The 26,252-nt window shown below is 69.1% G+C and carries 28 protein-coding genes, 2 tRNA genes, 1 pseudogene and 1 riboswitch; of the genes and pseudogenes, 11 read left to right on the plus strand and 20 right to left on the minus strand.

The genetic code is table 11. The annotated features are described in order from the left end of the window. Positions 1 to 15: 15 nt before the first annotated feature. Genes QRN44_RS11520 through QRN44_RS11530 form a run of 3 tightly spaced genes read left to right on the plus strand, consistent with a single transcriptional unit; the run spans position 16 to position 3,186 of the window. Positions 16 to 1,023: a mechanosensitive ion channel family protein gene (locus QRN44_RS11520; protein WP_079002300.1), complete on the plus strand. Its 1,008-nt coding sequence runs from the start codon at positions 16 to 18 to the stop codon at positions 1,021 to 1,023. Further along, positions 1,020 to 1,448 carry a globin gene (locus QRN44_RS11525; RefSeq protein WP_175116005.1) on the plus strand — a complete coding sequence of 143 codons (429 nt, stop codon included), beginning with the start codon at positions 1,020 to 1,022 and terminating at the stop codon, positions 1,446 to 1,448. The genes QRN44_RS11520 and QRN44_RS11525 overlap by 4 nt, the downstream gene beginning before the upstream one ends. 55 nt (positions 1,449 to 1,503) lie before the next feature. Then, the gene (locus QRN44_RS11530; protein WP_285039188.1) at positions 1,504 to 3,186 is read left to right on the plus strand and encodes an FAD-binding dehydrogenase; all 1,683 of its coding nucleotides are present in this window, start codon (positions 1,504 to 1,506) and stop codon (positions 3,184 to 3,186) included. A 3-nt stretch (positions 3,187 to 3,189) separates the two neighbouring features. Here QRN44_RS11530 and QRN44_RS11535 read toward each other — a convergent pair whose 3' ends face one another. After that, positions 3,190 to 3,870, minus strand: coding sequence for a DUF8185 domain-containing protein (locus QRN44_RS11535; RefSeq protein ID WP_285039189.1), 681 nt, complete (start codon positions 3,868 to 3,870; stop codon positions 3,190 to 3,192). A gap of 126 nt (positions 3,871 to 3,996) precedes the next feature. Here QRN44_RS11535 and QRN44_RS11540 point away from each other — a divergent pair, with 126 nt between their 5' ends. After that, complete coding sequence (locus QRN44_RS11540; RefSeq protein ID WP_285039190.1) at positions 3,997 to 4,869, plus strand: acyl-CoA thioesterase; 873 nt, start codon at positions 3,997 to 3,999, stop codon at positions 4,867 to 4,869. 10 nt (positions 4,870 to 4,879) lie between these two features. On the opposite strand, the gene QRN44_RS11545 is transcribed toward QRN44_RS11540, so the two are convergent. The 5 genes from QRN44_RS11545 to QRN44_RS11565 form a co-directional block, all read right to left on the minus strand. Continuing rightward, entirely contained in the window at positions 4,880 to 5,353 is a 474-nt protein-coding gene (locus QRN44_RS11545; RefSeq protein WP_064295138.1) for an acyl-CoA thioesterase, read from the minus strand. Positions 5,354 to 5,440: 87 nt separating this feature from the next. Then, a complete protein-coding gene (gene ettA, locus QRN44_RS11550) occupies positions 5,441 to 7,123 on the minus strand; it encodes an energy-dependent translational throttle protein EttA (RefSeq protein ID WP_064295137.1) in 1,683 nt (560 codons plus the stop codon). A 13-nt stretch (positions 7,124 to 7,136) separates the two neighbouring features. After that, on the minus strand, positions 7,137 to 8,582 hold the full coding sequence (locus tag QRN44_RS11555; RefSeq protein WP_285039191.1) for an amino acid permease: 1,446 nt from the start codon (positions 8,580 to 8,582) through the stop codon (positions 7,137 to 7,139). Between the two features lie 104 nt (positions 8,583 to 8,686). Continuing rightward, positions 8,687 to 9,211 (minus strand): DUF6993 domain-containing protein, encoded by a 525-nt coding sequence (locus QRN44_RS11560; protein ID WP_285039192.1) that lies wholly within the window; start codon positions 9,209 to 9,211, stop codon positions 8,687 to 8,689. 22 nt (positions 9,212 to 9,233) lie between these two features. After that, positions 9,234 to 9,686 (minus strand): single-stranded DNA-binding protein, encoded by a 453-nt coding sequence (locus tag QRN44_RS11565; RefSeq protein ID WP_064295163.1) that lies wholly within the window; start codon positions 9,684 to 9,686, stop codon positions 9,234 to 9,236. A gap of 282 nt (positions 9,687 to 9,968) precedes the next feature. On the opposite strand from QRN44_RS11565, the gene QRN44_RS11570 reads away from it, so the two are divergent. Both QRN44_RS11570 and QRN44_RS11575 read left to right on the plus strand, forming a co-directional pair. Beyond that, positions 9,969 to 10,169 (plus strand): hypothetical protein, encoded by a 201-nt coding sequence (locus tag QRN44_RS11570; RefSeq protein ID WP_064295136.1) that lies wholly within the window; start codon positions 9,969 to 9,971, stop codon positions 10,167 to 10,169. Positions 10,170 to 10,248: 79 nt separating this feature from the next. Further along, entirely contained in the window at positions 10,249 to 10,965 is a 717-nt protein-coding gene (locus QRN44_RS11575; RefSeq protein ID WP_175116010.1) for a hypothetical protein, read from the plus strand. Positions 10,966 to 11,033: 68 nt separating this feature from the next. Here QRN44_RS11575 and nadE read toward each other — a convergent pair whose 3' ends face one another. The 4 genes from nadE to orn form a co-directional block, all read right to left on the minus strand. After that, positions 11,034 to 11,855 (minus strand): NAD(+) synthase, encoded by an 822-nt coding sequence (nadE, locus tag QRN44_RS11580; protein ID WP_121290277.1) that lies wholly within the window; start codon positions 11,853 to 11,855, stop codon positions 11,034 to 11,036. Positions 11,856 to 11,946: 91 nt separating this feature from the next. After that, positions 11,947 to 12,297, minus strand: coding sequence for a metallopeptidase family protein (locus QRN44_RS11585; protein WP_064295133.1), 351 nt, complete (start codon positions 12,295 to 12,297; stop codon positions 11,947 to 11,949). Positions 12,298 to 12,352: 55 nt separating this feature from the next. Further along, a tRNA-His gene (locus QRN44_RS11590) sits at positions 12,353 to 12,428 on the minus strand. A 50-nt stretch (positions 12,429 to 12,478) separates the two neighbouring features. Then, positions 12,479 to 13,099: an oligoribonuclease gene (orn, locus tag QRN44_RS11595; protein ID WP_064295132.1), complete on the minus strand. Its 621-nt coding sequence runs from the start codon at positions 13,097 to 13,099 to the stop codon at positions 12,479 to 12,481. Between the two features lie 52 nt (positions 13,100 to 13,151). On the opposite strand from orn, the gene QRN44_RS11600 reads away from it, so the two are divergent. The 3 genes and pseudogenes from QRN44_RS11600 (at position 13,152) to QRN44_RS11610 (ending at position 13,606) form a co-directional block, all read left to right on the plus strand. Next, a complete protein-coding gene (locus tag QRN44_RS11600; protein ID WP_121290275.1) occupies positions 13,152 to 13,376 on the plus strand; it encodes an SCO4848 family membrane protein in 225 nt (74 codons plus the stop codon). 30 nt (positions 13,377 to 13,406) lie between these two features. Further along, positions 13,407 to 13,479 (plus strand) — tRNA-Arg (locus tag QRN44_RS11605). A gap of 53 nt (positions 13,480 to 13,532) precedes the next feature. Further along, positions 13,533 to 13,606, plus strand: a pseudogene (locus QRN44_RS11610). Between the two features lie 120 nt (positions 13,607 to 13,726). Here the strand turns inward: QRN44_RS11610 and QRN44_RS11615 are convergent. The 6 genes from QRN44_RS11615 to dinB form a co-directional block, all read right to left on the minus strand. Beyond that, the gene (locus tag QRN44_RS11615; protein ID WP_175116011.1) at positions 13,727 to 14,299 is read right to left on the minus strand and encodes a nucleoside/nucleotide kinase family protein; all 573 of its coding nucleotides are present in this window, start codon (positions 14,297 to 14,299) and stop codon (positions 13,727 to 13,729) included. Next, positions 14,296 to 15,096: an energy-coupling factor transporter transmembrane component T family protein gene (locus QRN44_RS11620; protein WP_121290271.1), complete on the minus strand. Its 801-nt coding sequence runs from the start codon at positions 15,094 to 15,096 to the stop codon at positions 14,296 to 14,298. Before QRN44_RS11620 ends, QRN44_RS11615 begins: the two co-directional genes overlap by 4 nt. Further along, positions 15,093 to 16,490 carry an ABC transporter ATP-binding protein gene (locus QRN44_RS11625; protein ID WP_285039193.1) on the minus strand — a complete coding sequence of 466 codons (1,398 nt, stop codon included), beginning with the start codon at positions 16,488 to 16,490 and terminating at the stop codon, positions 15,093 to 15,095. The genes QRN44_RS11620 and QRN44_RS11625 overlap by 4 nt, the downstream gene beginning before the upstream one ends. An 86-nt stretch (positions 16,491 to 16,576) precedes the next feature. Next, entirely contained in the window at positions 16,577 to 17,167 is a 591-nt protein-coding gene (locus QRN44_RS11630; protein ID WP_079002289.1) for an ECF transporter S component, read from the minus strand. A gap of 75 nt (positions 17,168 to 17,242) precedes the next feature. Further along, positions 17,243 to 17,351: riboswitch (TPP riboswitch) on the minus strand. A gap of 50 nt (positions 17,352 to 17,401) precedes the next feature. After that, positions 17,402 to 17,731: a hypothetical protein gene (locus QRN44_RS11635; RefSeq protein ID WP_064295126.1), complete on the minus strand. Its 330-nt coding sequence runs from the start codon at positions 17,729 to 17,731 to the stop codon at positions 17,402 to 17,404. 9 nt (positions 17,732 to 17,740) lie between these two features. Continuing rightward, a complete protein-coding gene (gene dinB / locus QRN44_RS11640) occupies positions 17,741 to 19,039 on the minus strand; it encodes a DNA polymerase IV (protein WP_175116014.1) in 1,299 nt (432 codons plus the stop codon). A gap of 82 nt (positions 19,040 to 19,121) precedes the next feature. On the opposite strand from dinB, the gene QRN44_RS11645 reads away from it, so the two are divergent. Next, a complete protein-coding gene (locus QRN44_RS11645) occupies positions 19,122 to 20,447 on the plus strand; it encodes an acyltransferase family protein (protein ID WP_285039194.1) in 1,326 nt (441 codons plus the stop codon). On the opposite strand, the gene QRN44_RS11650 is transcribed toward QRN44_RS11645, so the two are convergent. From QRN44_RS11650 to gatC, 4 genes are all read right to left on the minus strand, one after another. Next, complete coding sequence (locus QRN44_RS11650) at positions 20,418 to 21,014, minus strand: hypothetical protein (protein ID WP_175116016.1); 597 nt, start codon at positions 21,012 to 21,014, stop codon at positions 20,418 to 20,420. The genes QRN44_RS11645 and QRN44_RS11650 overlap by 30 nt on opposite strands. A 115-nt stretch (positions 21,015 to 21,129) precedes the next feature. Then, on the minus strand, positions 21,130 to 22,629 hold the full coding sequence (gene gatB / locus QRN44_RS11655) for an Asp-tRNA(Asn)/Glu-tRNA(Gln) amidotransferase subunit GatB (protein ID WP_121290264.1): 1,500 nt from the start codon (positions 22,627 to 22,629) through the stop codon (positions 21,130 to 21,132). A gap of 3 nt (positions 22,630 to 22,632) precedes the next feature. Next, on the minus strand, positions 22,633 to 24,144 hold the full coding sequence (gene gatA / locus QRN44_RS11660) for an Asp-tRNA(Asn)/Glu-tRNA(Gln) amidotransferase subunit GatA (protein WP_121290262.1): 1,512 nt from the start codon (positions 24,142 to 24,144) through the stop codon (positions 22,633 to 22,635). Beyond that, complete coding sequence (gatC, locus tag QRN44_RS11665; protein WP_064295120.1) at positions 24,141 to 24,440, minus strand: Asp-tRNA(Asn)/Glu-tRNA(Gln) amidotransferase subunit GatC; 300 nt, start codon at positions 24,438 to 24,440, stop codon at positions 24,141 to 24,143. The genes gatA and gatC overlap by 4 nt, the downstream gene beginning before the upstream one ends. A 90-nt stretch (positions 24,441 to 24,530) precedes the next feature. Here gatC and QRN44_RS11670 point away from each other — a divergent pair, with 90 nt between their 5' ends. After that, complete coding sequence (locus tag QRN44_RS11670; protein ID WP_285039195.1) at positions 24,531 to 26,252, plus strand: long-chain-fatty-acid--CoA ligase; 1,722 nt, start codon at positions 24,531 to 24,533, stop codon at positions 26,250 to 26,252.

The following is a 26,252-nucleotide window of genomic DNA, read 5'->3' on the forward strand; positions in this document are numbered from 1 at the left end:
TACACTGGGCCCCATATGAACTGGGATGAGATCTGGCCTGACGTGACCGCCTTCCTCTGGACGGCGGGGTGGAAGATCATCGGCGTGGTGATCGTGATCGGCCTGGCGTTCGCCGCCGCATGGGTGCTCCGATTCGTCATCCGACGCGTCGTCGGCCGCATCGTGAGTGGCGTCAAGAAGAGCGCCGACGTCACCGACACGCAATCGCTGCTCGCTTCGCCGTTGGCCGCCGTCCGACTCGTCCAACGCACACGGACCCTCGGCACCGTGCTCAGCAACATCGTCAACGTCACCATCGTCATCGTCGCGGCCATCCTCGTCGTCAACGTCATCGACTCGAGCATCATCGGCTCCTTCGCCCTGCTGACGGCAGCGGTCGGTGCCGGTCTCGGTTTCGGCGCGCAGAACATCGTCAAGGACATCCTCAACGGCCTGTTCATGGTGGTCGAGGACCAACTGGGCGTGGGCGACGTGGTCGATCTCGGGCCCGCCACCGGCGTCGTCGAGACCGTCGGTATCCGGATCACCCAGGTACGCGACGTCAACGGCACGCTCTGGTTCGTCCGCAACGGCGAGATCCTGCGGGTCGGCAACATGTCGCAGGGCTGGTCGCGGGTCATCATCGACCTGGCGATCCCGTACGACACCGACGTCGAGGCCGTCCAGGAGCGCATGCTCGACACGGCGAACGAACTCGCCCACGACCCCAAGTGGCGCTCCCGCATCCTCGAGAAGCCCGAGCTGTGGGGTCTCGAGTCGATCTCGGGCGACGCCCTCGTCATCCGCCTGGTCATCAAGACGCGCACGAGTGCCAAGGACGACGTGGCTCGCGAACTGCGGATGCGGTTGAAGCGGGCCGTCGACGAGATGGACGTCAAGCTGCCGTCGCTCAACAGCATCGTCCTCTCGGGCTTCGAGGGTGCCGCAAGTGTGACCGGTTCGCGTCCCCCGCGCACCCACCCGACCACGGTGGTCCCGCCACGGGCGCCGAAGACCAAGCGACCCCCGAGAGGGCAGCAGTGACCGACTCCCAGGCACCAGGCACGTCCTTCTACGAGCAGGTCGGCGGGCACGCCACCTTCAAGGCCCTCGTCGACGAGTTCTACCGCGGCGTGGCCGGCGACCCCGTCCTGAAACCGATGTACCCCGAGGAGGACCTCGGTCCGGCGGCCGACCGGCTGATGCTCTTCCTCGAGCAGTACTGGGGCGGGCCCGGCACCTACAGCGCCGAACGCGGCCATCCGCGTCTCCGGCTGCGGCACCAGCCCTTCCACGTGAACCCCGACGCTCGCGACCGCTGGCTGCTGCACATGCGCGCCGCCGTCGACAGCCTCGACCTCGCGCCGGTGCACGAGGCGACGCTCTGGGACTACCTCGAGCGGGCAGCCCACGCCATGGTCAACACCTTCGACGAGGATCCAGGGGCACCGCGCCGCAGTCTCCTCTGATTCCGGCCGCGCGGTCGTAGGATCGGACGCACGTCCGCGCCGAAGGAGTCAACAGATGCCAGCAGCCGTCCCTCCCCATCCGTCCGCCGATCGGACCGAGGCCGACGCGATCGTGATCGGCAGCGGGCTGGCCGGGCTCGTCGCCGCCGCAGAGCTCATCGACGCCGGCAAGCGGGTCATCCTGCTCGAACAGGAGCCGGAGTCGAACCTCGGTGGCCAGGCGCACTGGTCGTTCGGCGGCCTGTTCCTGGTCGACTCCCCCGAGCAGCGCCACCTCGGCGTTCGTGATTCGCTCGAGCTCGCGACCCAGGACTGGTTTGGCGCAGCAGCGTTCGACCGTCCCGAGGACCACTGGCCCAAGCGCTGGGCAGAGGCGTACCTCGATTTCGCCGCGGGCGAGAAGCGCGCCTGGCTCCACGACCAGGGCGTGCGGTTCTTCCCGGTCGTCGGCTGGGCGGAACGGGGCGGTTACGGCGCCATCGGCCACGGCAACTCCGTTCCCCGCTTCCACATCACCTGGGGCACCGGACCCGGTGTCGTCGCGCCCTTCGTCCGACGGGTGAGCGCCGGCGTCGAGGACGGCACGGTGTCGGCGCATTTCCGGCACCGCGTGGACGAGCTGCTCACCGAGGACGGCGCGGTCGTCGGCGTGCGCGGCTCCGTGCTCGCCCCGTCGCATGCCGAGCGCGGGGCTCCGAGCTCACGCGACGTCGTCGGCGAGTTCTCGTGCAGGGCGCCCGCGGTGCTCGTCGCGAGCGGTGGCATCGGAGGGAACCACGACCTCGTCCGCGAACAGTGGCCGGCCCGGCTCGGGACGCCGCCGACGACCATGCTCTCCGGTGTCCCCGCGCACGTCGACGGACGCATGCTGGCGATCAGCGAGCGCGCGGGCGGGCATCTCATCAACGGCGACCGGATGTGGCATTACGTCGAAGGCATCACCAACTGGGATCCGATCTGGCCGCAGCACGGCATCAGGATCCTGCCGGGGCCGTCGTCGCTCTGGTTCGACGCGACCGGGAAGCGGCTCCCGGTGCCGCTCTTCCCGGGCTTCGACACGCTCGGTACCCTCGCGCACCTGCGTGCCACCGGCCACGACCACAGCTGGTTCGTCCTGACCCAGCGGATCATCGAGAAGGAGTTCGCGCTGTCGGGGAGCGAGCAGAACCCCGACCTCACCGGGAAGGACCTCGGGCTGCTCGCGAAGCGCATCGGTCCGGGAGCGCCCGGCCCCGTCGAGGCGTTCAAGGAACACGGCGCTGACTTCGTCGTCGCAGACACGCTCACCGAGCTGGTCGCCGGCATGCAGGAGCTGAGCCCGGAGACGCCCATCGATGCGGCGAACGTCATCGCCGAGGTGGAGGCCCGCGATCGCGAGATCGACAACCCGTTCACGAAGGACCTGCAGATCACGGCGCTCCGCGGTGCCCGCTCCTACCGGGGCGACAAACTCATCCGCGTCGCCGCACCGCACCGGCTCCTCGATCCGAAGGCCGGACCGCTCATCGCGGTGAAGCTGCATGTGCTGACCCGCAAGAGCCTCGGCGGGCTCGAGACCGACCTCGCGAGCCGGGTCCTCGGTCCCGACGGGAACCCGGTGCCCGGTCTCTACGCCGCCGGTGAGGCGGCCGGCTTCGGCGGTGGAGGGATCCACGGCTATCGCGCGCTCGAGGGGACCTTCCTCGGCGGCTGTCTGTTCAGCGGTCGGACCGCCGGCCGCGCGATGGCCGCCGGCTGAGGATCAGGACACGGCACCTGCGAGCACATGCCCGCGTCGGGTGCTCAAGCGGACCCATCCGCCTGAGCGGAAGACGGCCGCACGCTCCGGCTCGGCGATGAAGCCGAGGCCCACCGCGGCGAACGCGGCACCGGTCGGGAGTCCGTGGCCGTCGCCGAGGGGCCGGGACCAGACCTGCGACCGCACCTTCTGGACGATCTGATCGCCCACCGCTGTGGGGAGCGTCTCGGCGATCTCCGAGGCCCCCGTCCTGGCGACGAGTTCGAGCTCGATGGTGTCCACGTCGCCCGCGCGTACCCAGCCGCCACGCGGCGGCGCCTGTCCGACCCACGGAGCCGTCCTCGTGGACGGCGGCAGCTCGAGCGGCACGGTCTCGCGGGCATCCGCGACCAGGTCCTCGGCAGCGACGCCGCCGAGCGTGCGGACGATGCGGTCGATGAGTTCACGCGGGGTCGCGAGCACGTCGGCCGTGGCGGGTTCGGCGAGTGCGAAGGTGCGCATCCCGATGATCGTCGGACTCCGGTCGAGCAGCCCCTGCGGGTGCAGCACCGGAGCGGAGACCGCCAGGACGTCTCCGGCGGCCAGGAGTCGCACACCGGAGTCGTCGATCCGGGCGGCGCGTGCAAGGAAGGTGCGGAGGTCGGCGAGCGAGGTGGCGTCGAGGAGCTGCAAGGTGGTGGACATCTCCTCTCAATCTACGCCACCGCCGTGTACGCTCCGGCACCGCGTCCACAGGGCCTGGATAGACTCGGCGGGTCGGGTCGGGCATCGACGACCGAGCCTCGACCCCCGGATGAAAGGCGTGTTCGCGTGAAGGAACCGATCCACTCCCTGTTGACCGCTCTGGACCTCAGCGCTCCCGGTGTCCGGACCGACGAGGACATCTTCACCGGTCCGTCGCAATGGATGCCACAGGGGCGGGTCTTCGGTGGTCAGGTGCTCGCCCAGTCCGTCGTCGCCGCGACCCGGACCGTCGACGCCGAGCGCATCATCCACTCGATGCACGGGTACTTCCTCCGACCGGGCGATGTCGACCTGCCGATCACCTTCGCGGTCGACCGCATCCACGACGGACGCTCGTTCGCCACCAGGCGCACCCAGGCCTACCAGAACGGGGTGCCGATCCTCTCGATGATCGCGTCCTTCCAGACCCAGGACGAGGGCCCGGAGCATCAGATCGAGCTGCCCGACGGGATCCCCGACCCGGAGACGCTCCCGTCAGCCGCCGAGCTCCTCAGCGGGATCGACCACCCGGCCGCCGAGGCGTGGGCGACGGGACGCCCCTTCGACCTCCGACACGTCGGCTCCCCCGTCTACCTCCGCGTGGAGGGCGAGCGGACCACCCGGCAAGCGGTGTGGTTCAAGACGATCGAGGATCTGCCCGACGACCCGGGGCTGCACCGTGCCGCGCTCGCCTACGCGAGTGACTACACGATCCTGGAGCCGGTGCTCCGTCGTCACGGCGTCCCGTGGGCCACCCCGGGCATCAAGATCGCCAGTCTCGACCACGCCATGTGGTGGCACCGTCCCGCGCGCGTGGACGAATGGCTGCTCTACCTGCAGGATTCCCCGAGCGCCACCGGCGGGCGAGGTCTGTCCCTCGGGCGCATCTACGATCGGGCGGGTCGCCTCGTCGCGAGCGTCGCCCAGGAGGGCATGGTGCGATTCCCGAAGCCTCGGTGACCGGAGTCGCTCAGCGTCGCGAGAACTCGATCGGATCCTCGAGGAACGGCTCCCATGCGGCACGTTCGACGTCCGAGATCCGGCGCGGCTTGAGTGTCTTGGCGTCCACCATGACGACCGTCGTCGAGGCTCGGGCGTACAGCGTCTGCGATGCCCCGCCCAGCGGCGAGTACACCTCGTACGCGACCTGCAGGCTGGCCCCGCCGATCTTGCCCATCCAGAGCTGGACGTCGAGCGGATCACGCTGGTACGGGATCGGGGCCAGGTACTCGATCTCCTGGTGTGCCACGAGCGTCAGCGTCTCGGCCTCGAGGCTCGCGTCGATGACCGCGGTCGGCGGCACGTCCTCCGACGCCAACGTCGGGATCCAGAAGACGCGGACACGCGCCTCCTCCAGCAGCTTGAGCATCGAGGCGTTGTTGACGTGGTTGAAGGCGTCGAGGTCGCCCCACCGCAGTGGGATCGGCACGTGGAGTCTGGTCATTGCTGGGCCCTCCGTGGGTCGGGGACGTACGGGTCGTGAACGGACGACGGCCCACCGGCAGAAGCCGATGGGCCGTTCGCAGGAGTCCTAGTCGCGCGTGAGTTTGCGGTACGCGGAGCGGTGCGGCTTGGCCGCGTCCGGTCCGAGGCGCTTGATCTTGTCCTCTTCGTAGGACTCGAAGTTGCCCTCGAACCAGTGCCAGTTCGACGGGTTCTCCTCGGTACCCTCGTACGCCAGGATGTGCGTCGCGATGCGGTCGAGGAACCACCGGTCGTGGGTGATGACCACGGCACAACCCGGGAACTCGAGGAGTGCGTTCTCGAGGCTCGAGAGCGTCTCGACGTCGAGGTCGTTGGTCGGTTCGTCGAGCAGGAGGAGGTTGCCGCCCTGCTTGAGCGTCAGCGCGAGGTTCAGGCGGTTGCGCTCACCACCGGAGAGGACACCCGCTTTCTTCTGCTGGTCCGGGCCCTTGAATCCGAACGTCGACACGTAGGCGCGGGACGGGATCTCCTGGTTGCCGACCTGGATGTAGTCGAGCCCCTCGGAAACGACCTCCCAAAGCGTCTTGTTGGGGTCGATGCCCCCGCGGGACTGGTCGACGTAGGAGAGCTTCACGGTCTCGCCGACCTTGAGCTCGCCGGCGTCGAGCGGCTCGATGCCGACGATGGTCTTGAACAGCGTGGTCTTACCGACTCCGTTGGGGCCGATGATGCCGACGATGCCGTTGCGCGGAAGGCTGAAGGAGAGGTCGTTGATGAGGACGCGTCCGTCGAAGCCCTTCTCGAGCTTCTTGGCCTCGAGGACCGTCGAGCCGAGTCGCGGACCGGCGGGGATCTGGATCTCTTCGAAGTCGAGCTTCCTGGTGCGCTCGGCCTCCGTCGCCATCTCCTCGTAGCGAGCGAGACGCGCCTTCGACTTCGCCTGGCGGCCCTTCGCGTTGCTGCGGACCCACTCGAGTTCGCTCGCGAGGCGCTTGGCGAGCTTCGCGTCCTTCTTGCCCTGGACGTTGAGGCGCTCGCCCTTCTTCTCGAGGTAGGTGGAGTAGTTGCCCTCGTAGGGGTACAGGCGACCGCGGTCCACCTCACAGATCCACTCTGCGACGTGGTCGAGGAAGTACCGGTCGTGGGTGACGGCGAGCACGGCGCCCGCGTACTGGGCGAGGTGCTGTTCGAGCCAGAGTACGCTCTCGGCGTCGAGGTGGTTGGTGGGCTCGTCGAGGAGCAGGAGGTCGGGCTTCTGCAGGAGGAGCTTGCAGAGTGCGACGCGACGCTTCTCACCACCGGAGAGGTGGGCGACCGTGGCGTCGGACGGCGGGCAGCGCAGGGCGTCCATCGCCTGCTCCAGCTGCGAGTCGAGGTCCCAGGCGTCAGCGGCGTCGATCGCCTCCTGCAGCACGCCCATCTCGGCGAGCAGGGCGTCGAAGTCGGCGTCGGGCTCGGCCATCGCGAGCGAGATCTCGTTGAAGCGGTCGATCTTGCCCTTGATCTCGCCGACGCCCTCCTGGACGTTCTCGAGCACCGTCTTGTCCTCGTCGAGTTCCGGCTCCTGCATGAGGATGCCGACGCTGAAGCCCGGCGTGAGCTTCGCCTCGCCGTTCGAGGGGGTGTCGATCCCCGCCATGATCTTCAGGATCGTGGACTTACCGGCACCGTTCGGGCCGACGACGCCGATCTTCGCTCCGGGCAGGAACGCCATCGTCACGTCGTCGAGGATGAGCTTGTCGCCGACCGCCTTGCGGGCGCGGACCATCGAGTAAATGTATTCAGCCATGTCGCCGTCCAGTCTACGGCCGGACCCGTCGTTTGCGCTGCACGACGACGCCCGCCACGACGGCCGCCGCCGCGATCGCGCAACTCCTCGTCACCTCGAGGAGCCGGGCGGGTCCGCCGAAGAACATGGACGCCAGCAGCGCGACGAGCGCGACGACGACCATGACCGTGAGCCACGGGTGTCCCCACATGCGGATCCCGCCGACGCGGTCGCAGCTCTCCGACGCCGAGATCTGGTCGAACCGCCGGCTGCGCAGTTGGGCGACGGCGATCACGATCCACACGAAGATCGCGATCGCGCCGGTGGAGTTGACGAGGAACGTGAAGACCTCGTCCGGTGCGAGGTAGTTCAACAGGACGCACACGAGCCCGACGACGGCCGAGCACAGGATCGCGACCGCCGGCGTGCCGCGTCGCGTCGTCGCGCGGACCGCTCGCGGGGCCTCCCCGCGGCCCCCGAGCGAGAACAGCATGCGCGACGCCGTGTACAGCGACGCGTTGAGCGTCGACAACAGGGCTGTGAAGACGATGATGTCCATCGCCACCCCGGCACCGGGGATCCCGGCGGCGTGCAGCATGGTGACGAAGGGGCTGATCCCCGGCGTGATCTCCGTCCACGGCACCACGATGAGGACGACCAGGATCGAGCCGATGTAGAACAGCAGGATCCGCCAGACGACCGAGTTCACCGCTCGCCGGACGGCACCCTTCGGGTCCACCGATTCTCCTGCCGCGATCGTGGCGACCTCGGCACCGAACATCGAGAAGATGATCGGCAGCAGGGCCGCCAGGACGCCGCCGACACCGAACGGCAGGAAGCCCCCGTCGGTCGGAGCGAGGTTGGCGACGGTCGCCGTCTCGGTCGGGACGACGCCGACGATGATGAGCGATCCGAGCGCGATGAACAGGATCACGGCCGCGATCTTGATCGACGAGAACCAGAACTCGAACTCACCGAAGGACTTCACCGAGACGAGGTTGGCGGCGAGGAACGCGACGGTGATGACGAGCGCCGGGATCCATTGCGGGAGACCTGGCACCCACTGGCTCACGATCTGCGCTGCGGCGGTCGCCTCGATGCCGACGACCACGACCCAGAACCACCAGTAGAGCCATCCGATCGCGAGACCGGCCCAGGGTCCAATGAATCGCGAGGCGTAGGCGGAGAACGACCCGGTCTCGGGCGACGCGGAGGCCATCTCCCCCAGCATGCGCATGACGAGCACCACGACCACGCCGGCCAGGGCGTACGCGAGGATCACGCCGGGCCCCGCTGCGAGGATCGCCGTGCTCGACGCCACGAGGAGCCCGGCGCCGATCATGCCACCGAGGGCGATCAGCGCCAGGTGACGAGGCTTGAGTGTGTGCGCCAGCGCCGCAGGAGCGACGGCGAGACGTCCGTCGGCCAGGAAGACGGCCTCGGTGGCAGGTTCCCCGCCAGGTGATGGGTTGGCGTTCATGCGGGCCCTCGATTCCGGATCGAGCCACCCAGGAGGTGGCGATATCTGAAATGTCAGGTTATGGCATGCTCACAGCTTGCACCAGCCCGGGCTGGTCAGCGGCTCTACCAGTCGATCGCGCGGGTGACCCCGACGAGGCATCGCCCGGTGTCGAGCTGCGACACCACCGACGAGTGGTATCCCGTCGCCGGCCCGTTCTGCCCGAGGATGCATTGTCCTTGCCACCGGATGGCGAACTGGATCGAGTCGGCCGGCTCGCCGATGCTCGTCGTGTCCGAGGAGACCTCCATCTCCGCCTTCGGGAAGCCGGCGGCGACGAGACCGTCGATGATCGCCTGACCGCCAGCGGCGGGGTTCGCGGCGAGCGTGGCGGCGTTGACCGCGTCGAAGAACGGCAGGTTGTCGGAGGCGGTGCCCTCGGGGAGCAGCACCGGCGCCGCCGGAGCCGTCTCAGTGGCGGTCGGCGTCTGGCTCGGCGTGGCCGTCGGCTCGGGAGCGGGCTGGGTGCAACCCGTCACGGCGATGCCGAGCAGGCCGAGCACCACGCCGGCCCGTACGCCGGCGATCGACGAGCGGCGACGGATCGAGGTGACGGCTGAGGCGGGGCGGTCGCGGAGGCTCTTCTGCACGTCGAGCAGTCTACGTGGCGCGTCAGAACGGCGTGTCCTGCGGCGGCGCCGACGCCCACTCCCCGGTTCCGGATCCGGTCGACTCGGATGCGGCGGACGCCGGACTCGCCCCAGCTCCGACCGGCGACTCGACGGCCCCCTTCGGCTGCCAGCCGATGTCGGGCCCGATGTGATCGGCTTCGATGTCGACCGACGTCCCTCGTCGCTCACCCTGCTCCCAGTCGCGGATCCGCAACCGACCGAGGACGATCACGCGTTGTCCTTTGACGATCGATGTGGCGGAGGCGGTCGCCAATCCACGGAAGGCGCTCACCGTGTACCAGTTCGTCTCCTGCGCCACCCAGGAGCCCTGCTTCTGGTCGTACCGACGTTGCTGCGACGCCAGGCGGAAACTGGTGATGTCCAGCCCGGACGTCGTGCGATGGTGCTTCGGGTCTGTCGCGACGTGTCCGCAGACGGTGATCTGGTCGTTCATGGGTTCCTCTCCTGTCGATCCGACGATCTTGGCGGTGGATCGCCGAAGCGTCCGGGGCGGGTCCGTGCCGATCGCCACCCCGGACGCGCTCCCAGCCTCACCGATCCCGTAGGCCCTGTGTCGAGCCGGGCGGCCCTCGTCGATGTCCACAACCGCGCACCTCGCTGTGGAGGACCCTCGTTCCGCCCCGACCAGGGCCGATGTCGGTGGCCCCGCATACGCTGACGAGTACCAGCCGGCAGTCCCCGTCCGGCATCACCCCACCAGCGCAGGAGGAGTCCCATGCCCAACGCCCTGAGCATCCGTCCCGGCTACTGGCGCGTGACGACCCCCGACGGCCGTGTGCTCGGCAACATCGAGGCCGTCGGAGCGGACGGCGTTCCGGAGTACCGGGCCAACCGCTTCCGACCGGCGGTCCTCGGGTACGCCCCATTGGGCAGCTTCAGCGATCTCGCGGTCGCCATCGACGCCTTCCGCAACTGAACGACGACCCTCCCGCCGTTCCCGTCGAACCCGGTGCGTCGCCCGTGTTCACGCCCGAACGAGGGGTAGTCTGCGGCCCATGCAGTGGTGGAATGACTTCGTAGAGTGGGTGACCTCAGCTGAGGTCCGCCCCATGCTGTTCGCTGCGGCCCTCTTCATCGTGGCCGTCGTGGTGTCCTCCCTCGTCGCCGCCGGCGCAAGCCGTCGCGCGCTTCGGGCCATCGTGGACCAGCGCGATCGAGAGCAGAAGAACGTCGCGATCCTGGCGCTCGTCGACGCCGCCACCGAGGCCAGCGTCTGGAACTCGCTCACCCCGCAGGAGCAGGTGCTCAGCGATCGGGCGGTCGCCCAGGCCGACACGCTCGTGCGACTCAGCCCGATCAAGGGTGCGGCCGTCGCCGCGGACTGGGCGAATCACCAGCTCCACGAGATGAAGCGCAACTCCGCGACGTTCGGGTACGAGTTGGACCCGGTGGTCGAGGAATTCCGCGACCGCCTCGTCGAGTGGTCGAAGAAGCCGGCACGGGCCCGGAAGGACTTCGACGGCGACCTCCGTCGCTGGCGCGCCGAGTCCAGCGGATCGGAACAGGCGCTCGTCGCGGAGCAGGAGGCCTGGGTCGCCAAGCAGCACCACGAGCAGTACGCCGAGGTGAAGCCCGCATCCACCGCGCCGGCTTCACGGCCCGGTGACATCACCCGCTCGACGGGCGGCACGATCAACACCAGCACGACGCAGCGCATCATCGACGACGTCGCGGTCCTGGAAGCCGAACGCAAGCAGTCCAGCGTCAGCTGACCGCGAGACCGACAGACGGCGGCCCGATCAACCGATCGGGCCGCCGTCTTCGTGTCAGGGGTTCGTGGTCAGCGCCACCAGGTGTCGAACTTGCTGACCGGGACCTGGCGCTTGTGCTCCGTCGCCGCATATCGGGTCTCGATCGCTTCGGCGGCCACCGGATCGATCTCGTTCCCCTCGAGGAAGTCGTCGATCTGCTGGTAGCTGAGTCCGAGGTTCTCCTCATCGGTCTGGCCGGGAGTGCCGTCGAGGAGATCGGCGGTCGGTGCCTTCAGGTAGAGCCGTTCCGGAGCGTCGAGCGACTCCAGGAGCGCACGCCCCTGGCGCTTCGTCAGGCCACTGAGCGGGAGCACGTCGGCCCCGCCGTCGCCGAACTTCGTGAAGAAGCCGGTGACCGCCTCGGCCGCGTGGTCCGTCCCGACCACCAGGAGCCCCTGCTGACCGGCGATCGCATACTGCGCGACCATGCGTGCCCGCGCCTTCGCGTTGCCCTTGACGAAGTCGCTGAGGGGTTCGCCGGTCGCATCCGCGTACTCGGCTTCGAACCCGTCGACCGCGCGCTGGATGTTGAACACGACGGAATCGTCCGGACGGATGAACGACAACGCCAACTGGGCGTCGTCCTCGTCGTGCTGCACGGCGTACGGCAGACGGACGGCGACGAACCGGGCCTCCCCACCCTCGGCTCGGACCTCTTCCGCCGCGAGCTGGCACAGGCGCCCGGCGAGCGACGAGTCCTGTCCCCCGCTGATCCCGAGCACGAACCCCTTCGTGTGTGTCGCCCGCAGGTACGACTTCAGGAAGTCGATCCGGGAACGGACCTCGGCCGCCGGGTCGATCGTGGGGCTGACATGGAGTTCCGCAATGATGCGGGCCTGGATCTCGCGCATGTCCCCAGGCTACTCGCTCGCCGGAGGCGTACCCGGAACTCCGAGGCACTTGCAACACACCGGAAACACGACTCGGTGGGCGAGGCGGATCTCAGGCCCAGCCGAGCTCGTGCAGCCGCTCGTCGTCGATCCCGTAGAAGTGCGCGATCTCGTGGACCAGGGTGGTGTGGATCTCGTCGGCGAGCTCGTCGAGCGTCTCGCACGCCGCCAGATGCGGCTCGCGGTAGACGATGATCCGGTCGGGCATCTCGCCGAAGCCGTAGCGGTCACGCTCCGTCAAAGCGACACCGTCGTACAAACCGAGCGTGTCGAGCGTGCCGTTCTCAGGGCGATCCTCGACGACGAAGACGACGTTGTCGAGACCGTCGACCATTTCGTCGGGTAAGCGGTCGAGTTCGTCCACCACGAGGGCTTCGAACGCCTCGGTGTCCAGCTCCAACATGCCCGCTCCCCGGATACGACAGAAGCCGGAGGGATCCTCCGGCTTCTGTACGACATGGGGTGAGTAACGGGGCTTGAACCCGCGACCTCCTGGACCACAACCAGGCGCTCTGCCAACTGAGCTATACCCACCATGCGACCTGCTCCGCGGAGACCGCGTCACAAGCGACTGGATGAGTCTATTACATGTTTGGGGCGTACCGTGACACGACCGCTTCCGAAACCTGCTTCGCGTCGTCCGAGGACGGGCCGGGGAGGTCGACGAACAACGCTCCGCGGTAGTAGGCGAGCTCACGGATCGACTCGAGGATGTCCGCCAGCGCGCGATGACCGCCGTGCTTCGACGGGGCGTTGAAGTAGACCCGCGGGTACCACCGACGGGCGAGTTCCTTGATCGAGGAGACGTCGACGTTGCGGTAGTGCAGGTGGGCGTCGAGCCGCGGCATGTAGCGCGCGAGGAACCCTCGGTCGGTCCCGATGGTGTTCCCGGCCAGCGGCGCCTTCGACTCGTCCGGAACGAAGCGCTGGATGTACTCGATGACCTGGAACTCCGCGTCCGCGACGCTCACGCCGTTCGGGATCTCCTCGAGCAGCCCCGAGGTGCGGTGCATGTTCGTCACGAACTCACCCATGTTGTCGAGTGCCGACTGATCGGGCTTGATCACGACGGAGTAACCCGGGTCGAGGATGTTCAGTTCGAAGTCGGTGATCACGACGGCGATCTCGACGAGTTCGTCGACCTCCAGCTCGAGTCCGGTCATCTCGCAGTCGATCCAGACCAGACGGTCCCCAGCTGTGCTCATGGGTCGAGTCTACTCAGCACGACCGACGCCGCCGGTTCCGTAGACTCGAGCGGTGATCATCGCCATCTCCGTCCTGCTGCTCGTCAACGGTGTCTACAACGTCGTCGTCTGGCCCCGCTTCCTCAAGCGGATCGTCGCCGACCCGCGTGCACGCGACGATCAAGGACGTGCGACGACGTTCCTGCGCGTGCACGTCATCCTCATCAGCATCGCCCTCGTCCTCGCAGCCCTGTCGCTGGTCTTCGGTGTCCTCGGCCTCCTCGGCGTCGGCGTCTGAGACACCGCTGCGGTATCCTGGACGACGCCCGCCTCCGTAGCTCAGGGGATAGAGCAGGAGCCTTCTAATCTCTTGGTCGCAGGTTCGAATCCTGCCGGGGGCACCTCACACGACATCGCGGTCCCTTCTCATCTCTTGGTCGCAGGTTCGAATCCTGCCGGGGGCACACCAGAAGCTCTCGCGGACCCTTACTCATCTCTTGGTCGCAGGTTCGAATCCTGCCGGGGGCACACCCCTTCGACAAGCTCAGGGACCGGAACCCGAGCCCTGACCCTTCGACAAGCTCAGGGACCGGAACCCGAGCCCTGACCCCTCGACAAGCTCAGGGACCGATACCCGGACGCTCATCGTCACTCGCGCAACCAAGGATTCCAACGTCCACGACCGTCGTGAGCGAGGGCGTCGAGGACGAGTGCGGAGACCTGGTCCGCCGCGTCGGTCGCCTCGATGCGGAGCCCGGCATCGAGGTCGGGCCGCTCCCGCTCGATGAACGCGTCCTCCTGGAGGGTCCACCCCGCGAGCCAGTCCACACCGTCACCGCGCCCGATGAGGCGGTCGGTGCGCTGGACCACCGGCGCGTCGAGCCACAGCGCCGTGTCGGCGAGTATTCGCGACGCCCGCGACGACGAGCCGCAGCCCTCGACGATGAGTGGACGGTCGCTCGGCACGAGGTGCACCTCCGCACGGGCGGACCGTTCCCAGTCCCAGCGCCGCCACTCCCCCGCGCGCCGCTCGGCGAACGGTCTGAGGATCCACTCGACGAGGAGTCGAGCACCTTCCTCGAGCCCTTCCCATCCCGGATACAGGTCGTCCATGTGGACGACCGTGCTGGCCGTCAACGCGGACGCGACCGAGGAGGCGAGCGTCGTCTTCCCCGTGCCCGAGCGACCGTCGACGAGCAGGACCGGCGGAACCGCGCTCACTGGCCCACGACCCGGAACGTACCGGCGAGGACCGCCGTGGACAGCGCGAGGGCCATGATCACCATCGTCACCAGGACGGCCAGAAGATCGGCCCGGCCCAGGCGGGACGGTCTGGCCCAGGTGCGTTCGATCGGTGCCCCGAACCCCCGCGCCTCCATCGCCGTCGCGAGTTTGCTCCCGCGGCGGATGGCGAACACCAGCAGCACGAACGCCATGGACGCGAACCGCCGGACCACTCCCCGGTCCCCCAGCCCACGGGCACGACGGGCGAGCGCGAGACTGCGCCAGTCGTCGATGAAGAGTCCGAGCATCCGCGCTCCAGCGAGGATCCCGAGCACGAACCGCGACGGCAGCTTCGCGATCTGAGACAGCCCGTCGGCCAGATCGGTCGGATCCACCCGCGCGAAGAGCAGGATCGTCGGGAGACCGAGCGCCAACACGCGGATCGTCACGGCGACCGCCAGCTCGATCGAGTTGTCCGTCACGCGGACGAACCCGAGCGACAGGTACTCCGTCCCTCCCGGCTTCGCGTACAACAGCATGCTGATCCCGCCGATGGGCGCGAAGACGAGCACCGGCAGGGCCCGCTTCAGCAACGCGGTGAACCGCAGGCCGGAGAGCGGGAACAGCATCACTTCGAGCAGGACCGCCGTGCTCGCACTCACCCAGTCGATCGTCAGCAGCAACGGGACGGACAGGATCAGGACGGCCAGCACCTTCGTCACCGGATTCACCCGGTCGAGCGGCGGTCGATGGTGCAGCACCGTCGAGCGCTCCGCTGCCGTGAGGCTCGTCATGCGGCCCGCCTCTGGAACTCCGGCGGTTCGAGGAGGATGCGATGGTCGCCCAGATGCTCGACGACCCCCGCGTCATGCGTGACGGAGACGATCGTCGCGCCGCGCTCGAGCTCATGCTGCAGCAGGCGGACGAGTGACAACCACGTGCGTCGATCCTGCCCGAACGTCGGTTCGTCGAGGACCATGACCGCCGGCCGGGCGGCGAGGACGGTGGCCACCGACAACCGGCGCTTCTGACCGCCCGAGAGACTGAACGGGTTCGCCTCGGCGAGACGACCGAGACCGAGCGCATCGAGGATCTCGGAGACCCGCTCGTCGATGGCGGTCCGGGACCAGCGGAGGGCCTGCAGGCCGACACCGAGCTCGTTCCGCACGGTCGATGAGACGAACTGGTGCTCGGGATCCTGGAAGACCGTCCCGATGCGCGTGAGCAACTCGGTCGACTTCCAGCGGATCGGCCGGGATCCCAGCCTGCCGGCGAGCTGCGGAGCGGCGGTCACCGTCCCCGTGATCTCCGGCAGCAGTCCCGCCAGCGTGAGCGCGAGCGTGGACTTCCCCGCGCCGTTGGGGCCGACGATGACGGTCCCCGCGCCTTCGGGCACCGCGAGCCCCAGGTGCTCCTGCACCGGCTGCTTCCGCGTTCGACCGATCGCCAGGTCGTCGGTCGTGATGACCGCCGCCGATGGGCCGGACACCGGACGAGGGGCCAACCCCAGCGGGATGCCCGGCACCCAGACGCCCGCATCGGCCAGGCGCTGCCCGACGTCGTCGAGGACGAGGTCGGGTGGCCCGTCGGCGAGGACACCGCCGTCGGCGTCGAGCACGACGACCCTGGTCATCAGCTCGCGCCAGACGTCGACGCGGTGTTCGATGACGACCAGGGTGGACGAACCGTCATCGACCAGCCGAGCGACGGCGTCCCGCACCTCGGCCACCCCGGCCGGGTCGAGGTTCGCGGTCGGTTCGTCGAGCAGGAGGAGCGAGGGGTGCATGGCGAGTACGCCGGCGAGGGCCAGCCGCTGTTTCTGACCGCCAGACAGCGCCGAGGTCGAGTGGTCCAGCGGCAGGTCCAGTCCGACGGCCTCCAGCGAGGCGTCGACGCGGCGCCAGATCTCCTCGCGCTCGACGCCGAGGTTCTCGCAGCCGAAGGCGACGTCGTCACCGACCTTGGACAGGATCACCTGCGAGTCGGGATCCTGCAGCACGAGCCCAATGCGACCCCGCGCTCGTTCAGGCGGAACGCCATCGACGAGGAGCGAGCCGTGGGACTCCCCCTCGTCCGCTCCGCCGAGCACGCCGGCCAGTGCGTGGATCAGCGTCGACTTGCCGGCACCGGACGCCCCCAGCAGGAGGACCCGCTCGCCCGGTTCGATCACGAGGTCGAGGTCGCTCACCGCCCAGGCCTTCCGACCGGCATGCCGCCACCCCCAGTCTTGCGCGACGACGCGCGCCGGACCGGTCGCAGCCGCTCCCGGCACGATCAGACCTCGCGCCGAGCGTCCCGCCCCGACGCGAACCGACTGAGCGCTCCGGTCGACGCGAGTGCCCTGACGAGTGCCCAGCCGACGACACCGGCGAGGATCGCGCCCGAGACGAGCAGTGAACCGAGGTAGATCGCGTTGAACTCGACACCCTTCTCGAGGTTGCCCGACATGACGAGTTCGAGGAGCCACGCGCCGGCCCCGGCACCGGCCCCGGCGAGGATCGCCGGAACGAGGCCGAAGCGCTTGTACGCGAACGCCGCGAACACCAGCTCGGCACCGAGGCCCTGAGCGAGCCCGGAGTACACCGTCGTGATGCCCCATGCGTTGCCGATGAGGGCGGAGACGATCGCCCCGATGGTCTCGACGAGGAGGGCAGCGCCGGGCTTCCGGATGATGAGTCCGCCGAGCACCCCGCCGAGGAGCCATATCCCGACGGCGATCCCGCCGAAACCGGGCGTGACGGCGCTGGCACCCGCGTACCAGAGTGATCCGAGCGTGTTCCACGCCCAGAAGATGAGGCCGGTCGCGACGCCGAGTACGGCGACCACGACGATGTCGACGACCCTCCAGCGCAAGGTCCGCGACACAGCGCGTTCAGAGGGTGAGATCTTGGTCGATGCTGACACGATACGTGCCCTTCCTGTAGACGGAAAAGAGCACGGGATAGCGAGAAATGGTCTCCCTGCGCTGGCATGATCCAGATCAGGTTCGACGGTCGAAGGCGAATACCTTCCTCTCAGCCCGGTTCACCGGACTCCCGTGGTGGCACGAGTCTAACCCCTGCCGTGCGCGGTCGCACGACAGGGGTTGGACGGAGGGGGCTACTTCTTGAGGGCCTTGATGAGGCCGGCGAGCGCCTTGCCGCTCACCCAGATGAACGGGATCGCGACGGCGATCAGCGAGATGAGGTTCGGGTCGAAACGGAGACCCTCGTCGGTCTTGATGTAGGCACCGACCGGGATGGAGACGCCACCGCCGCCACCGCCGCTCGGGGCGTCGTCGCCGTCGCCCTCGGAGCCGCCGCCGAAGCCGTAGTACGTCAGCGCGACGGGCACGAGCTTCGTCCCGTCGATGTCCTGCTGCTCCCCATAGGCCGCGGTCACGCCGAGCCCCTTCGCCTGTTCTGCCAGCTTCTCCACGAGATTCGTCATACGGCGAGGCTATCGCTCGGCATCTCCCGGTCCAAGGGGTTGATCCGTGCTCCCAGCACCCTGCGAGTCTCCGCGACTGCCGAGTCCGCGACGCCTCGGCTTGCCGAGGAGGGAGGCGGGGGCGATCGCGAGATCGCCGAACCGGCTTGCGACCCGGTCGATCGTCTGCTCGGCTTCACGCCACTCCTCGTCCGGGTCCCAGAGCCCGGCACCGGCCTCATCGGCCGGGACGAGCTGGTCGACCTTCACCCCCACGAGGCGCACGAGGCGTCCGCCGCGATCGAGGTCGCCGAACAGCGAGGCCGCTTCGTCGTACACCCGCCGGCCCACGTTCGTGGCCTCGCCGATGGTGCGCGACCGGGTGACGACGCTGAAGTCCGCATAGCGCACGCGGATGCTGATCGTCCGGCCGGCGTAGCCGCCCTTCCGGAGTCGGATCGCGACGAGGCCGGCGAGGTTCAGCAGTTCGCGCCTGAGGATGGTCGGGTCGGAGACGTCGGTCGGGAAGGTCACCTCGTGGCTGACGCTCTTCTCGCGACGTGCCAGCTCGATGCCGCGCGGATCGATCCCGTTCGCGAGCTCGAGGAGTCGGCGACCGGAGGCTTCACCGACCGCGCGCTGGAGCATCGACAGCGGGGTGGAGGCGAGCTGACCGATGGTCCGGATGCCCCGGTTCGTCAGCTGCTCCTCCGTCCGACCACCGACGCCCCACAGTGCACCGACCGGCAACGGGTGGAGGAACGCCAGGGTCTCGTCGGCCGGCACGACCAGCAGACCGTCGGGCTTGGACAGGCCGGAAGCGAGCTTCGCGACGTACTTCGTCGCCGCCAGGCCCACCGAGCACGGCAAGCCGGTCGCGTCGAGGACCCGTTGCTTCACGAGCGCGGCGATCGTCCGCGGGCTCCCGAGCAACCGGACCGCGCCGGAGACGTCGAGGAAGGCCTCGTCGATGCTCAGGGGTTCGACGAGCGGCGTGACCGACTCGAACACCTCCATCACCCGGTCGGAGTACTCGCGGTACCTGCCGTGGTGGGGCGGCAGCACGACGGCGCTCGGACAGAGCCGCATCGCCTGGGACACCGGCATCGCCGCGCGCACGCCGTACCGGCGAGCCTCGTAACTGGCGGAGGTGACGACCGACCGCCCCTCCTTGTTGCCCACGATGATCGGCAGACCGCGCAGCTCGGGCCGTTCCAAGAGCTCGACCGAGACGAAGAACGCGTCCATGTCGACATGGAGGATGGGGGTACCGCTGTCGTCGGCATCGTGCGCCGAGACGCGACGAGACGCTCCATCCTGCCGACTCATACCGCCATTGTCGCAGTCGCCTCCGACACGCTCTCCACAAGGGCCGAGGCGGGAGCGCCCGGCGACGCTAGGCTGTCCGGCGATGAGCACGCGAACGCGGACCGGGTCGGCCCCGGCGGTCCCAGACCTCTCCGGGCGGGACCTCGCCCTCGACCTCGTGCGCGTCGCCTGCGTCGTCACGGTGGTCGTCGTCCACCTCCTGATGGTCGCCGTGGCGATCGAGCCGGACGGCGCGATCGGCATCTCCCGGGCGCTCGAGCAGCAACCGTGGTTCGACACGGGCACCTGGTTCGGCCAGATCATGCCGCTGTTCTTCATCGTGGGCGGCTTCGCGACGATCACCGGCTGGCGCAGCACCGTCCGACGTGGTGGCGGGACCAGCGACTTCCTCCGGTCCCGGGTCTTCCGACTCGCCCTGCCGACGATCCCGGTCCTGCTCTTCCTCGCCGTCGGACTGTGGCTCGCCGGGGCGCTCGGTGTCGACCCCGCCATCATCGAGGCAGTCGCCGCAGGCGTCGGGTCCCCGCTCTGGTTCCTGGCCGCCTACCTGCTGTGCCAGGCGGTCGCGCCCTTCTTGGCCACCTGGCACGACCGCCACCCCGTCCTGACCTGCGCGGCACTGCTGGCCGGTGTGATCCTCGTCGACGTCGTCCGGTACTCGACCGGCCTCCTGGGCATCGGTCTCGTCAACCTGGTGTTCGTCTGGCCGCTGCTGCAGCAGTTCGGGTTCTTCCTGGCCGATGGTCGTCTCCGCACCGTCCCTCGCCTCGTCCTCGTGGCCGTGGTGCTCGTCTCCTACGGTGCGCTCGTGCCGATCACGACCTGGCTGCCGTACTCGACCAGCATGCTCGGCAACCTCAACCCACCGACCCTCCCCCTCGTCGTCCTCGGCGTCGGGCAGCTCGCCCTGCTCACCCTGGTGCACCCGCTGCTCACGGCGATCATGCGGACCCGCGCCGCGCGAGCCGTCGTCTTCCTCATCGGGTCCCGGCTGATGACGGTGTACCTCTGGCATCTCCCCCTGATCATCGCGGTCGCCGGTCTCCAGCTCGCCCTCGGCATCCCCTTCGCGGAACCGCTGAGCGCGGCATGGTGGTGGACCCGACCGGTCGTGCTGCTGGTCGTCGCGGTCCTGCTCGCGGGCGTCGGCACACTCCTCGGCCGCGTCGAGCACCCCCGCAAGCTGCGCCTCGACCCGGAGCGCAAGCCGACGCACGTCGCCGTGTGGATCGCGCTCGCGAGCGCCTTCATCATGCCCTTCGCGGAGATCTCCCACCCGTTCACCGCCGCGATGGCGGCTGCCGGCGCTGTCGGCTCGATCATCGCGGTCGTGCTCCTGAACCCGACCCGTCGGCCGGTCGAGCGCGTCGCAAGCGGATCAGACCAGGCCGTGGACCAGCGGCCGTAGCCATTCGCGAAAGGCCTCCCGGTCGTCCCGGAGCGACTCACTGACCACGATCGTGTCGGGCGCGACCACCCAGGCCCCCGGTCGGCAGATCGGGAGTACCTCGAGGTCCAACCGGAACGAGCTGGATTGCCGACGCAACTCGAACTGACGCTCGCGGATGAGTTCGTAGACGTCGGTGAGACGGCTCGGCGATCGACCTGCGAGCGCGCGTTCGTACTCGCGGATCCGAGCCGACGCCCATCGGTGCGCCTCGTCGTACGCCCGGTAGGCGAGCTCCTGCAGGTCGAGGGCTCGATCGAACACCTCGAAGTGTGGTGGACGGACCTCGGCCATGAAGAGGCGCGTGTCGCGACGGGCGATCCCGGTCCACCAGCCGTCGAATTGGACGGCGAGCGCGTCGAGGTCGAGGCCGGCGACGTCGATCCGCTCCAGCCCCGGCGTGACTGCGGGAAGCTGCGCGACGCATTGCTCCCCGAGCCCTGCCATGTCGCGGAACGCGAGCGCCAGCATGAGGGCCATCGGAGCGTCTTCCGTGACCTGCCACCGCATGGTGCCTTCGACCAGCATGGCGGAAGTGTATGCCGGGCCAGCAGTCGGCACCAGGGCTTCCCCTGGCCGACGACATCGGGCCCGGGCCGCCGTCATCGACAGCGGCTCGGGCCCGAGGGTGCAGCAGTGTCCCCTACTGCGAGGCGCGTTCCAGGACGAGTTCGCGCACACGTGCCGCATCGGCCTGTCCGCGCATCGCCTTCATCACGGCGCCGATGACCGCGCCGGCCGCCTGGACCTTGCCGTCGCGGATCTTGGCGAGGACGTCAGGCTGAGCGGCCAGTGCCTCGTCGATGGCGGCGATCAGCGGACCGTCGTCGGACACGAGCGCGAGACCGCGGGCGTCGATGACCTCCTGAGGAGTGCCCTCCCCGTCGATGACGCCCTCGAGCACCTGGCGCGCGAGTTTGTCGTTGAGCGTTCCGTCCTCGACGAGCGCAGCGAGTGCCGCGACGTGCTCGGGCGACACGAGGCTCGTCGCCTCGACGTCACGCTGGTTCGCGATCCGCGAGATCTCGCCAGTCCACCACTTCCGTGCGGCGGCCGGAGCGGCACCGGACTCGACGGTGGCCGTGATCTCGTTCAGCAGACCACCGTTCACGACGTCCTGGAACTCCAGGTCGGTGAAGCCCCACTCGCTCTTCAGCCGGCGACGACGGACGGCCGGCTGCTCGGGCAGGGCCGCTCGGAGTTCCTCGATGAGTTCGGGCGACGGCACGACCGGGAGCAGGTCGGGCTCCGGGAAGTACCGGTAGTCGTCGGCGTCGCTCTTCGGCCGGCCGGCCGACGTGGCCCCGGTGTCCTCGTGCCAGTGCCGCGTCTCCTGGACGATGGACCCGCCGTCCTTGAGGATCGCCGCCTGCCGCTGGATCTCGTAGCGGACGGCGCGCTCGACGGAACGCAGGGAGTTGACGTTCTTCGTCTCCGTGCGCGTGCCGAGCTTCTCCTGGCCGCGCGGGCGCAGCGAGATGTTGGCGTCGCAGCGGAGGTTCCCACGCTCCATCTTCGCGTCCGAGATACCGAGCGCCACGACGATGTCGCGGATCGCGGAGACGTAGGCCTTCGCGATCTCGGGCGCCCGGTGCTCGGTGCCGTAGATCGGCTTCGTGACGATCTCGACGAGCGGCACACCGGCGCGGTTGTAGTCGACGAGCGAGTACTCGGCACCCTGGATACGGCCGGTGGAGCCGCCGATGTGCGTGAGCTTGCCGGCGTCCTCCTCCATGTGCGCACGCTCGATCGGCACCGTCACGATGGTGCCGTCGGTCAGCTCGACGTCGACCGACCCCTCGAAGGCGATCGGCTCGTCGAACTGCGAGATCTGGTAGTTCTTCGCGAGGTCGGGGTAGAAGTAGTTCTTCCGTGCGAACCGGCTCGAGGGTGCGATCGAGCAGCCGAGGGCGAGCCCGAGGCTGATCGAGTACCGCACCGCCTGCTCGTTCACGACCGGGAGCGACCCGGGCAGACCGAGGCAGACCGGCGAGATGTTCGTGTTCGGAGCGTCGCCGAAGCCGTTCGGTGCCGAGGAGAACATCTTCGTCTTGGTGTTCAGCTCGACGTGCACCTCGAAGCCGAGCACCGGCTCGTACAGTTCGAGGGCTTCTTCGTAGGAGAGGAGCTTGTCCTTGGCCATGGGTTACCGACCTCCGAGAGCGGGTGCCTGCGAGATGAGGGTGTGCCCCCACGTCGATTCGAGGAGCGCCTCGAGGGCGGCGCCGACCCGGTAGAGCCTGGCGTCCTCCCGTGCTGGCGCCATGAACTGGATGCCGACGGGCAGACCGTCTTCGGGCGCGAGACCGATCGGCACGCTGATGCCGGGCACACCGGCGAGGTTCGCCGGGATGGTGGTGACGTCGTTCAGATACATCGCCAGCGGGTCGTCGATGCGCTCGCCCAGCTTGAACGCCGTCGTCGGGGCGCTCGGGCTCACGAGGACGTCGACCTGGTCGAACGCCGCCGCGAAGTCGCGCTGGATGAGCGTCCGGACCTTCTGGGCGCTGCCGTAGTAGGCGTCGTAGTAGCCCGCGCTGAGCGCGTAGGTGCCGAGGATGATCCGTCGCTTCACCTCGGGACCGAAACCGGCCTCGCGCGTCGCGGACATGACCTGCTCGACCGTGCCGCCACCCTCGGGCGTGACCCGCATCCCGAAGCGCACCGAGTCGAACTTCGCGAGGTTGCTCGACGCTTCGGCCGGGAGGATGAGGTAGTAGGCGGCGACGGCGTACTCGAAGTTCGGAGCGGAGACCTCGACGATCTCGGCACCGTTCGCCTCGAGGACCGCGAGCGCCTCCTGGAAGCGGCTCTTCACACCGGCCTGGAAGCCTTCACCGTTGAGCTCGGTGACGACGCCGACCCGCAGACCGCGCAGCACGTCGCCGCGCGCGCCCTCACGGGCCGCAGCAGCCATCGAGGGCCAGGCGTCACGGAGCGAGGTGGAGTCGAGGCCGTCGTGCCCGGCGATGACGTCGTGGAGGAGGCCCGAGTCGAGGACCGTGCGGCTGACCGGTCCGACCTGGTCGAGCGAGGAGGCGAGTGCGATCGCCCCGTAGCGGCTGACCGCGCCGTAGGTGGGCTTCACGCCGACCGTGCCGGTCACGTGCGCCGGCTGGCGGATGGACCCACCGGTGTCGCTGCCGAGGGCGATGGGCGCCTCGAACGCGGCGACCGCGGCAGCGGAGCCACCGCCGGAACCGCCGGGGATGCGGTCGAGGTCCCATGGGTTGTGGGTCGGTCCGTACGCCGAGTGCTCCGTGCTCGAGCCCATGGCGAACTCGTCCATGTTCGTCTTGCCGAGCGGCACGAGACCGGCGGCACGTGACCGCGCGACGACGGTCGCGTCGAAGGGCGACAGGTACCCCTCGAGGATCTTGCTCCCCGAGGTGGACGGCATGTCCGTCGTCACCAGGACGTCCTTGATGGCGAGCGGGACGCCCGCCAGCTCGCCGAGGTCCTCGCCCGCGGCACGGCGTGCGTCGATGTCGGCGGCGACGTCGAGCGCGTGGTCCGACACGTGGAGGAAGGCGTGGACGTCGCCGTCGACCTGCGCGATGCGGTCGAGGTGGGCCTGGGTGGCTTCGACGCTGGAGACCTCGCCCGCGCGGAGCTTGCTCGACAGCTCCGCTGCCGTGAGACCGATCAACCCGCTCACTGCTCCTCCCCCAGGATCGCCGAGACCTTGAAGCGGCCGTCGGCCGATTCCGGCGCGTTCTGCAGCGCCTGTTCGCGCGTGAGCGTGTTGCCGACGACGTCGTCGCGGTACACGTTCTCGAGCGGGATCGGGTGGCTCGTCGCCGGGACGTCAGGCGTGGCCACCTGCTGCACCTTCTGGATGTTGTCCACGATGGAGTCGAGCTCCGTCGTGAGGTGGGCGATCTCGTCCTGGCTCAGGGCGATTCGAGCGAGGTTCGCGAGATGCGCGACCTGCTCGGTAGTGATTTCCGACATGCGTCTCCCGTACGTGTAGCGGTGGCGGTCGCTCCAGTCTATTCGCCAGGGACGTGGTCGTCCGTCGGGCTCCGCCCCTACAGTGGAACGGTGACCCAGAACGACTCGAGCAGCCGTCCCCGTCCCCCGCACGAGCGTCCGTGGCTCGCGAGCTACGCCGCCGACGTGCCGGACGACATCCCTGAGCAGACCGGCAGCCTCGGCGATCTCGTCGAGGCCTCGGCGGCGAGCTACCCGGACGCCGTCGCGCTGGAGTTCTTCGGGTCCACCACCACCTACACGGAGCTCGAGGCGCTGATCGCCCGTGCCGCCGCGGGCCTGCGCGCACTCGGTGTCCGGGCGGGCGACCCCGTCGCCCTCATGCTCCCGAACTGCCCGCAGCACATCGTCGCGTTCTACGCCGTCCTCAGGCTGGGCGCCGTCGTCATCGAGCACAATCCGCTCTACACCCCCCAAGAGCTCCGCCACCAGTTCGAGGACCACCGCGCGACGTTCGCGATCGTCTGGGACAAGGTCGCCGAGCACCTGCAGGACTTCCCGGCCGACCTGGCGGTGCACTCGCTCGTGACGATCGACGTGACCCGGGCGATGCCGCTCCACATGCGCGCCGCTCTCCGTCTGCCCATCCCGAAGGCGAGAGCCTCACGGGCCCAGCTCACCGCACCGGTCTCGGGCACGGTGCGGTGGGAGCAGCTCCTGACCTCGGCGCCGCTGCCGGCCAGCCACCCGAAGCCCGCGACCGACGCCCTCGCGCTCATCCAGTACACGAGCGGCACGACCGGCTCGCCCAAGGGGGCCGCACTCACCCACGGCAACCTGCTCGCGAACGCGGCGCAGTCCCGAGCCTGGGTGCCCACGGTGAAGCGCGGGGAGGCCGTCGTCTACGCGGTGCTCCCGATGTTCCACGCCTACGGCCTGACGCTCTGCCTGACCTTCGCCATGAGCATGGGCTCGCGCCTCGTCCTCTTCCCGAAGTTCGACCCGGCGCTCGTCCTCAAGGTCATGAAGAAGCGACCGCCGACCTTCCTGCCCGCCGTCCCGCCCATCGCCGACCGACTCCTGACCGCGGCGACCGAGCAGGGCGTGTCGCTGCAGGGCACCGAGATCGCCATCTCGGGCGCGATGCCGCTGCCGCACGACCTCGTCGTCCCGTTCGAAGCCGCGTCCGGCGGCTTCCTCGTCGAGGGCTACGGGCTCTCCGAGTGCTCGCCGGTCATCTCCGCGAACCCGGTCTCGACCGCACGGAAGCCCGGGACCATCGGCCTCCCGCTGCCGAGCACCGAGGTGCGCGTCGTGGATCCCGACGACCCGGAGACCGACCGTCCGGCCGGCGAGGCGGGCGAGCTGCTCGTCCGCGGCCCGCAGGTCTTCCACGGCTACTACAACAAGCCCGAGGAGACCGCCGCCGTCCTGCTCCCGGGCGGCTGGTTCCGCACCGGCGACATCGTGTCCATCGACGAGGAGGGGTTCATGACCGTCGTCGACCGGATCAAGGAGCTCATCATCACCGGCGGGTTCAACGTGTCGCCGAGCGAGGTCGAGCAGGTGCTCCGCGGACACGCGTCGGTCGCCGACGCCGCCGTCGTCGGTCTCCCCGATCCCCACTCCGGCGAGCAGGTCGTCGCGGCCGTCGTCGCGGCTCCCGGTGCCACCGTGGATGCGGACGCGCTCAGAGCCTGGGCGCGGGAGATCCTCACCCCGTACAAGGTGCCGAAGCGGGTCGTCGTCGTCGACGAACTCCCCAAGTCGCTCATCGGCAAGGTGCTGCGGCGCCAGGTCCGCGACGAGCTGCTGCAGGCCGGCCAGGACTGA

The sequence above is a fragment of the Plantibacter sp. lyk4-40-MEA-4 genome (assembly GCF_030209415.1).
Lineage (GTDB): Bacteria > Actinomycetota > Actinomycetes > Actinomycetales > Microbacteriaceae > Plantibacter > Plantibacter flavus_A.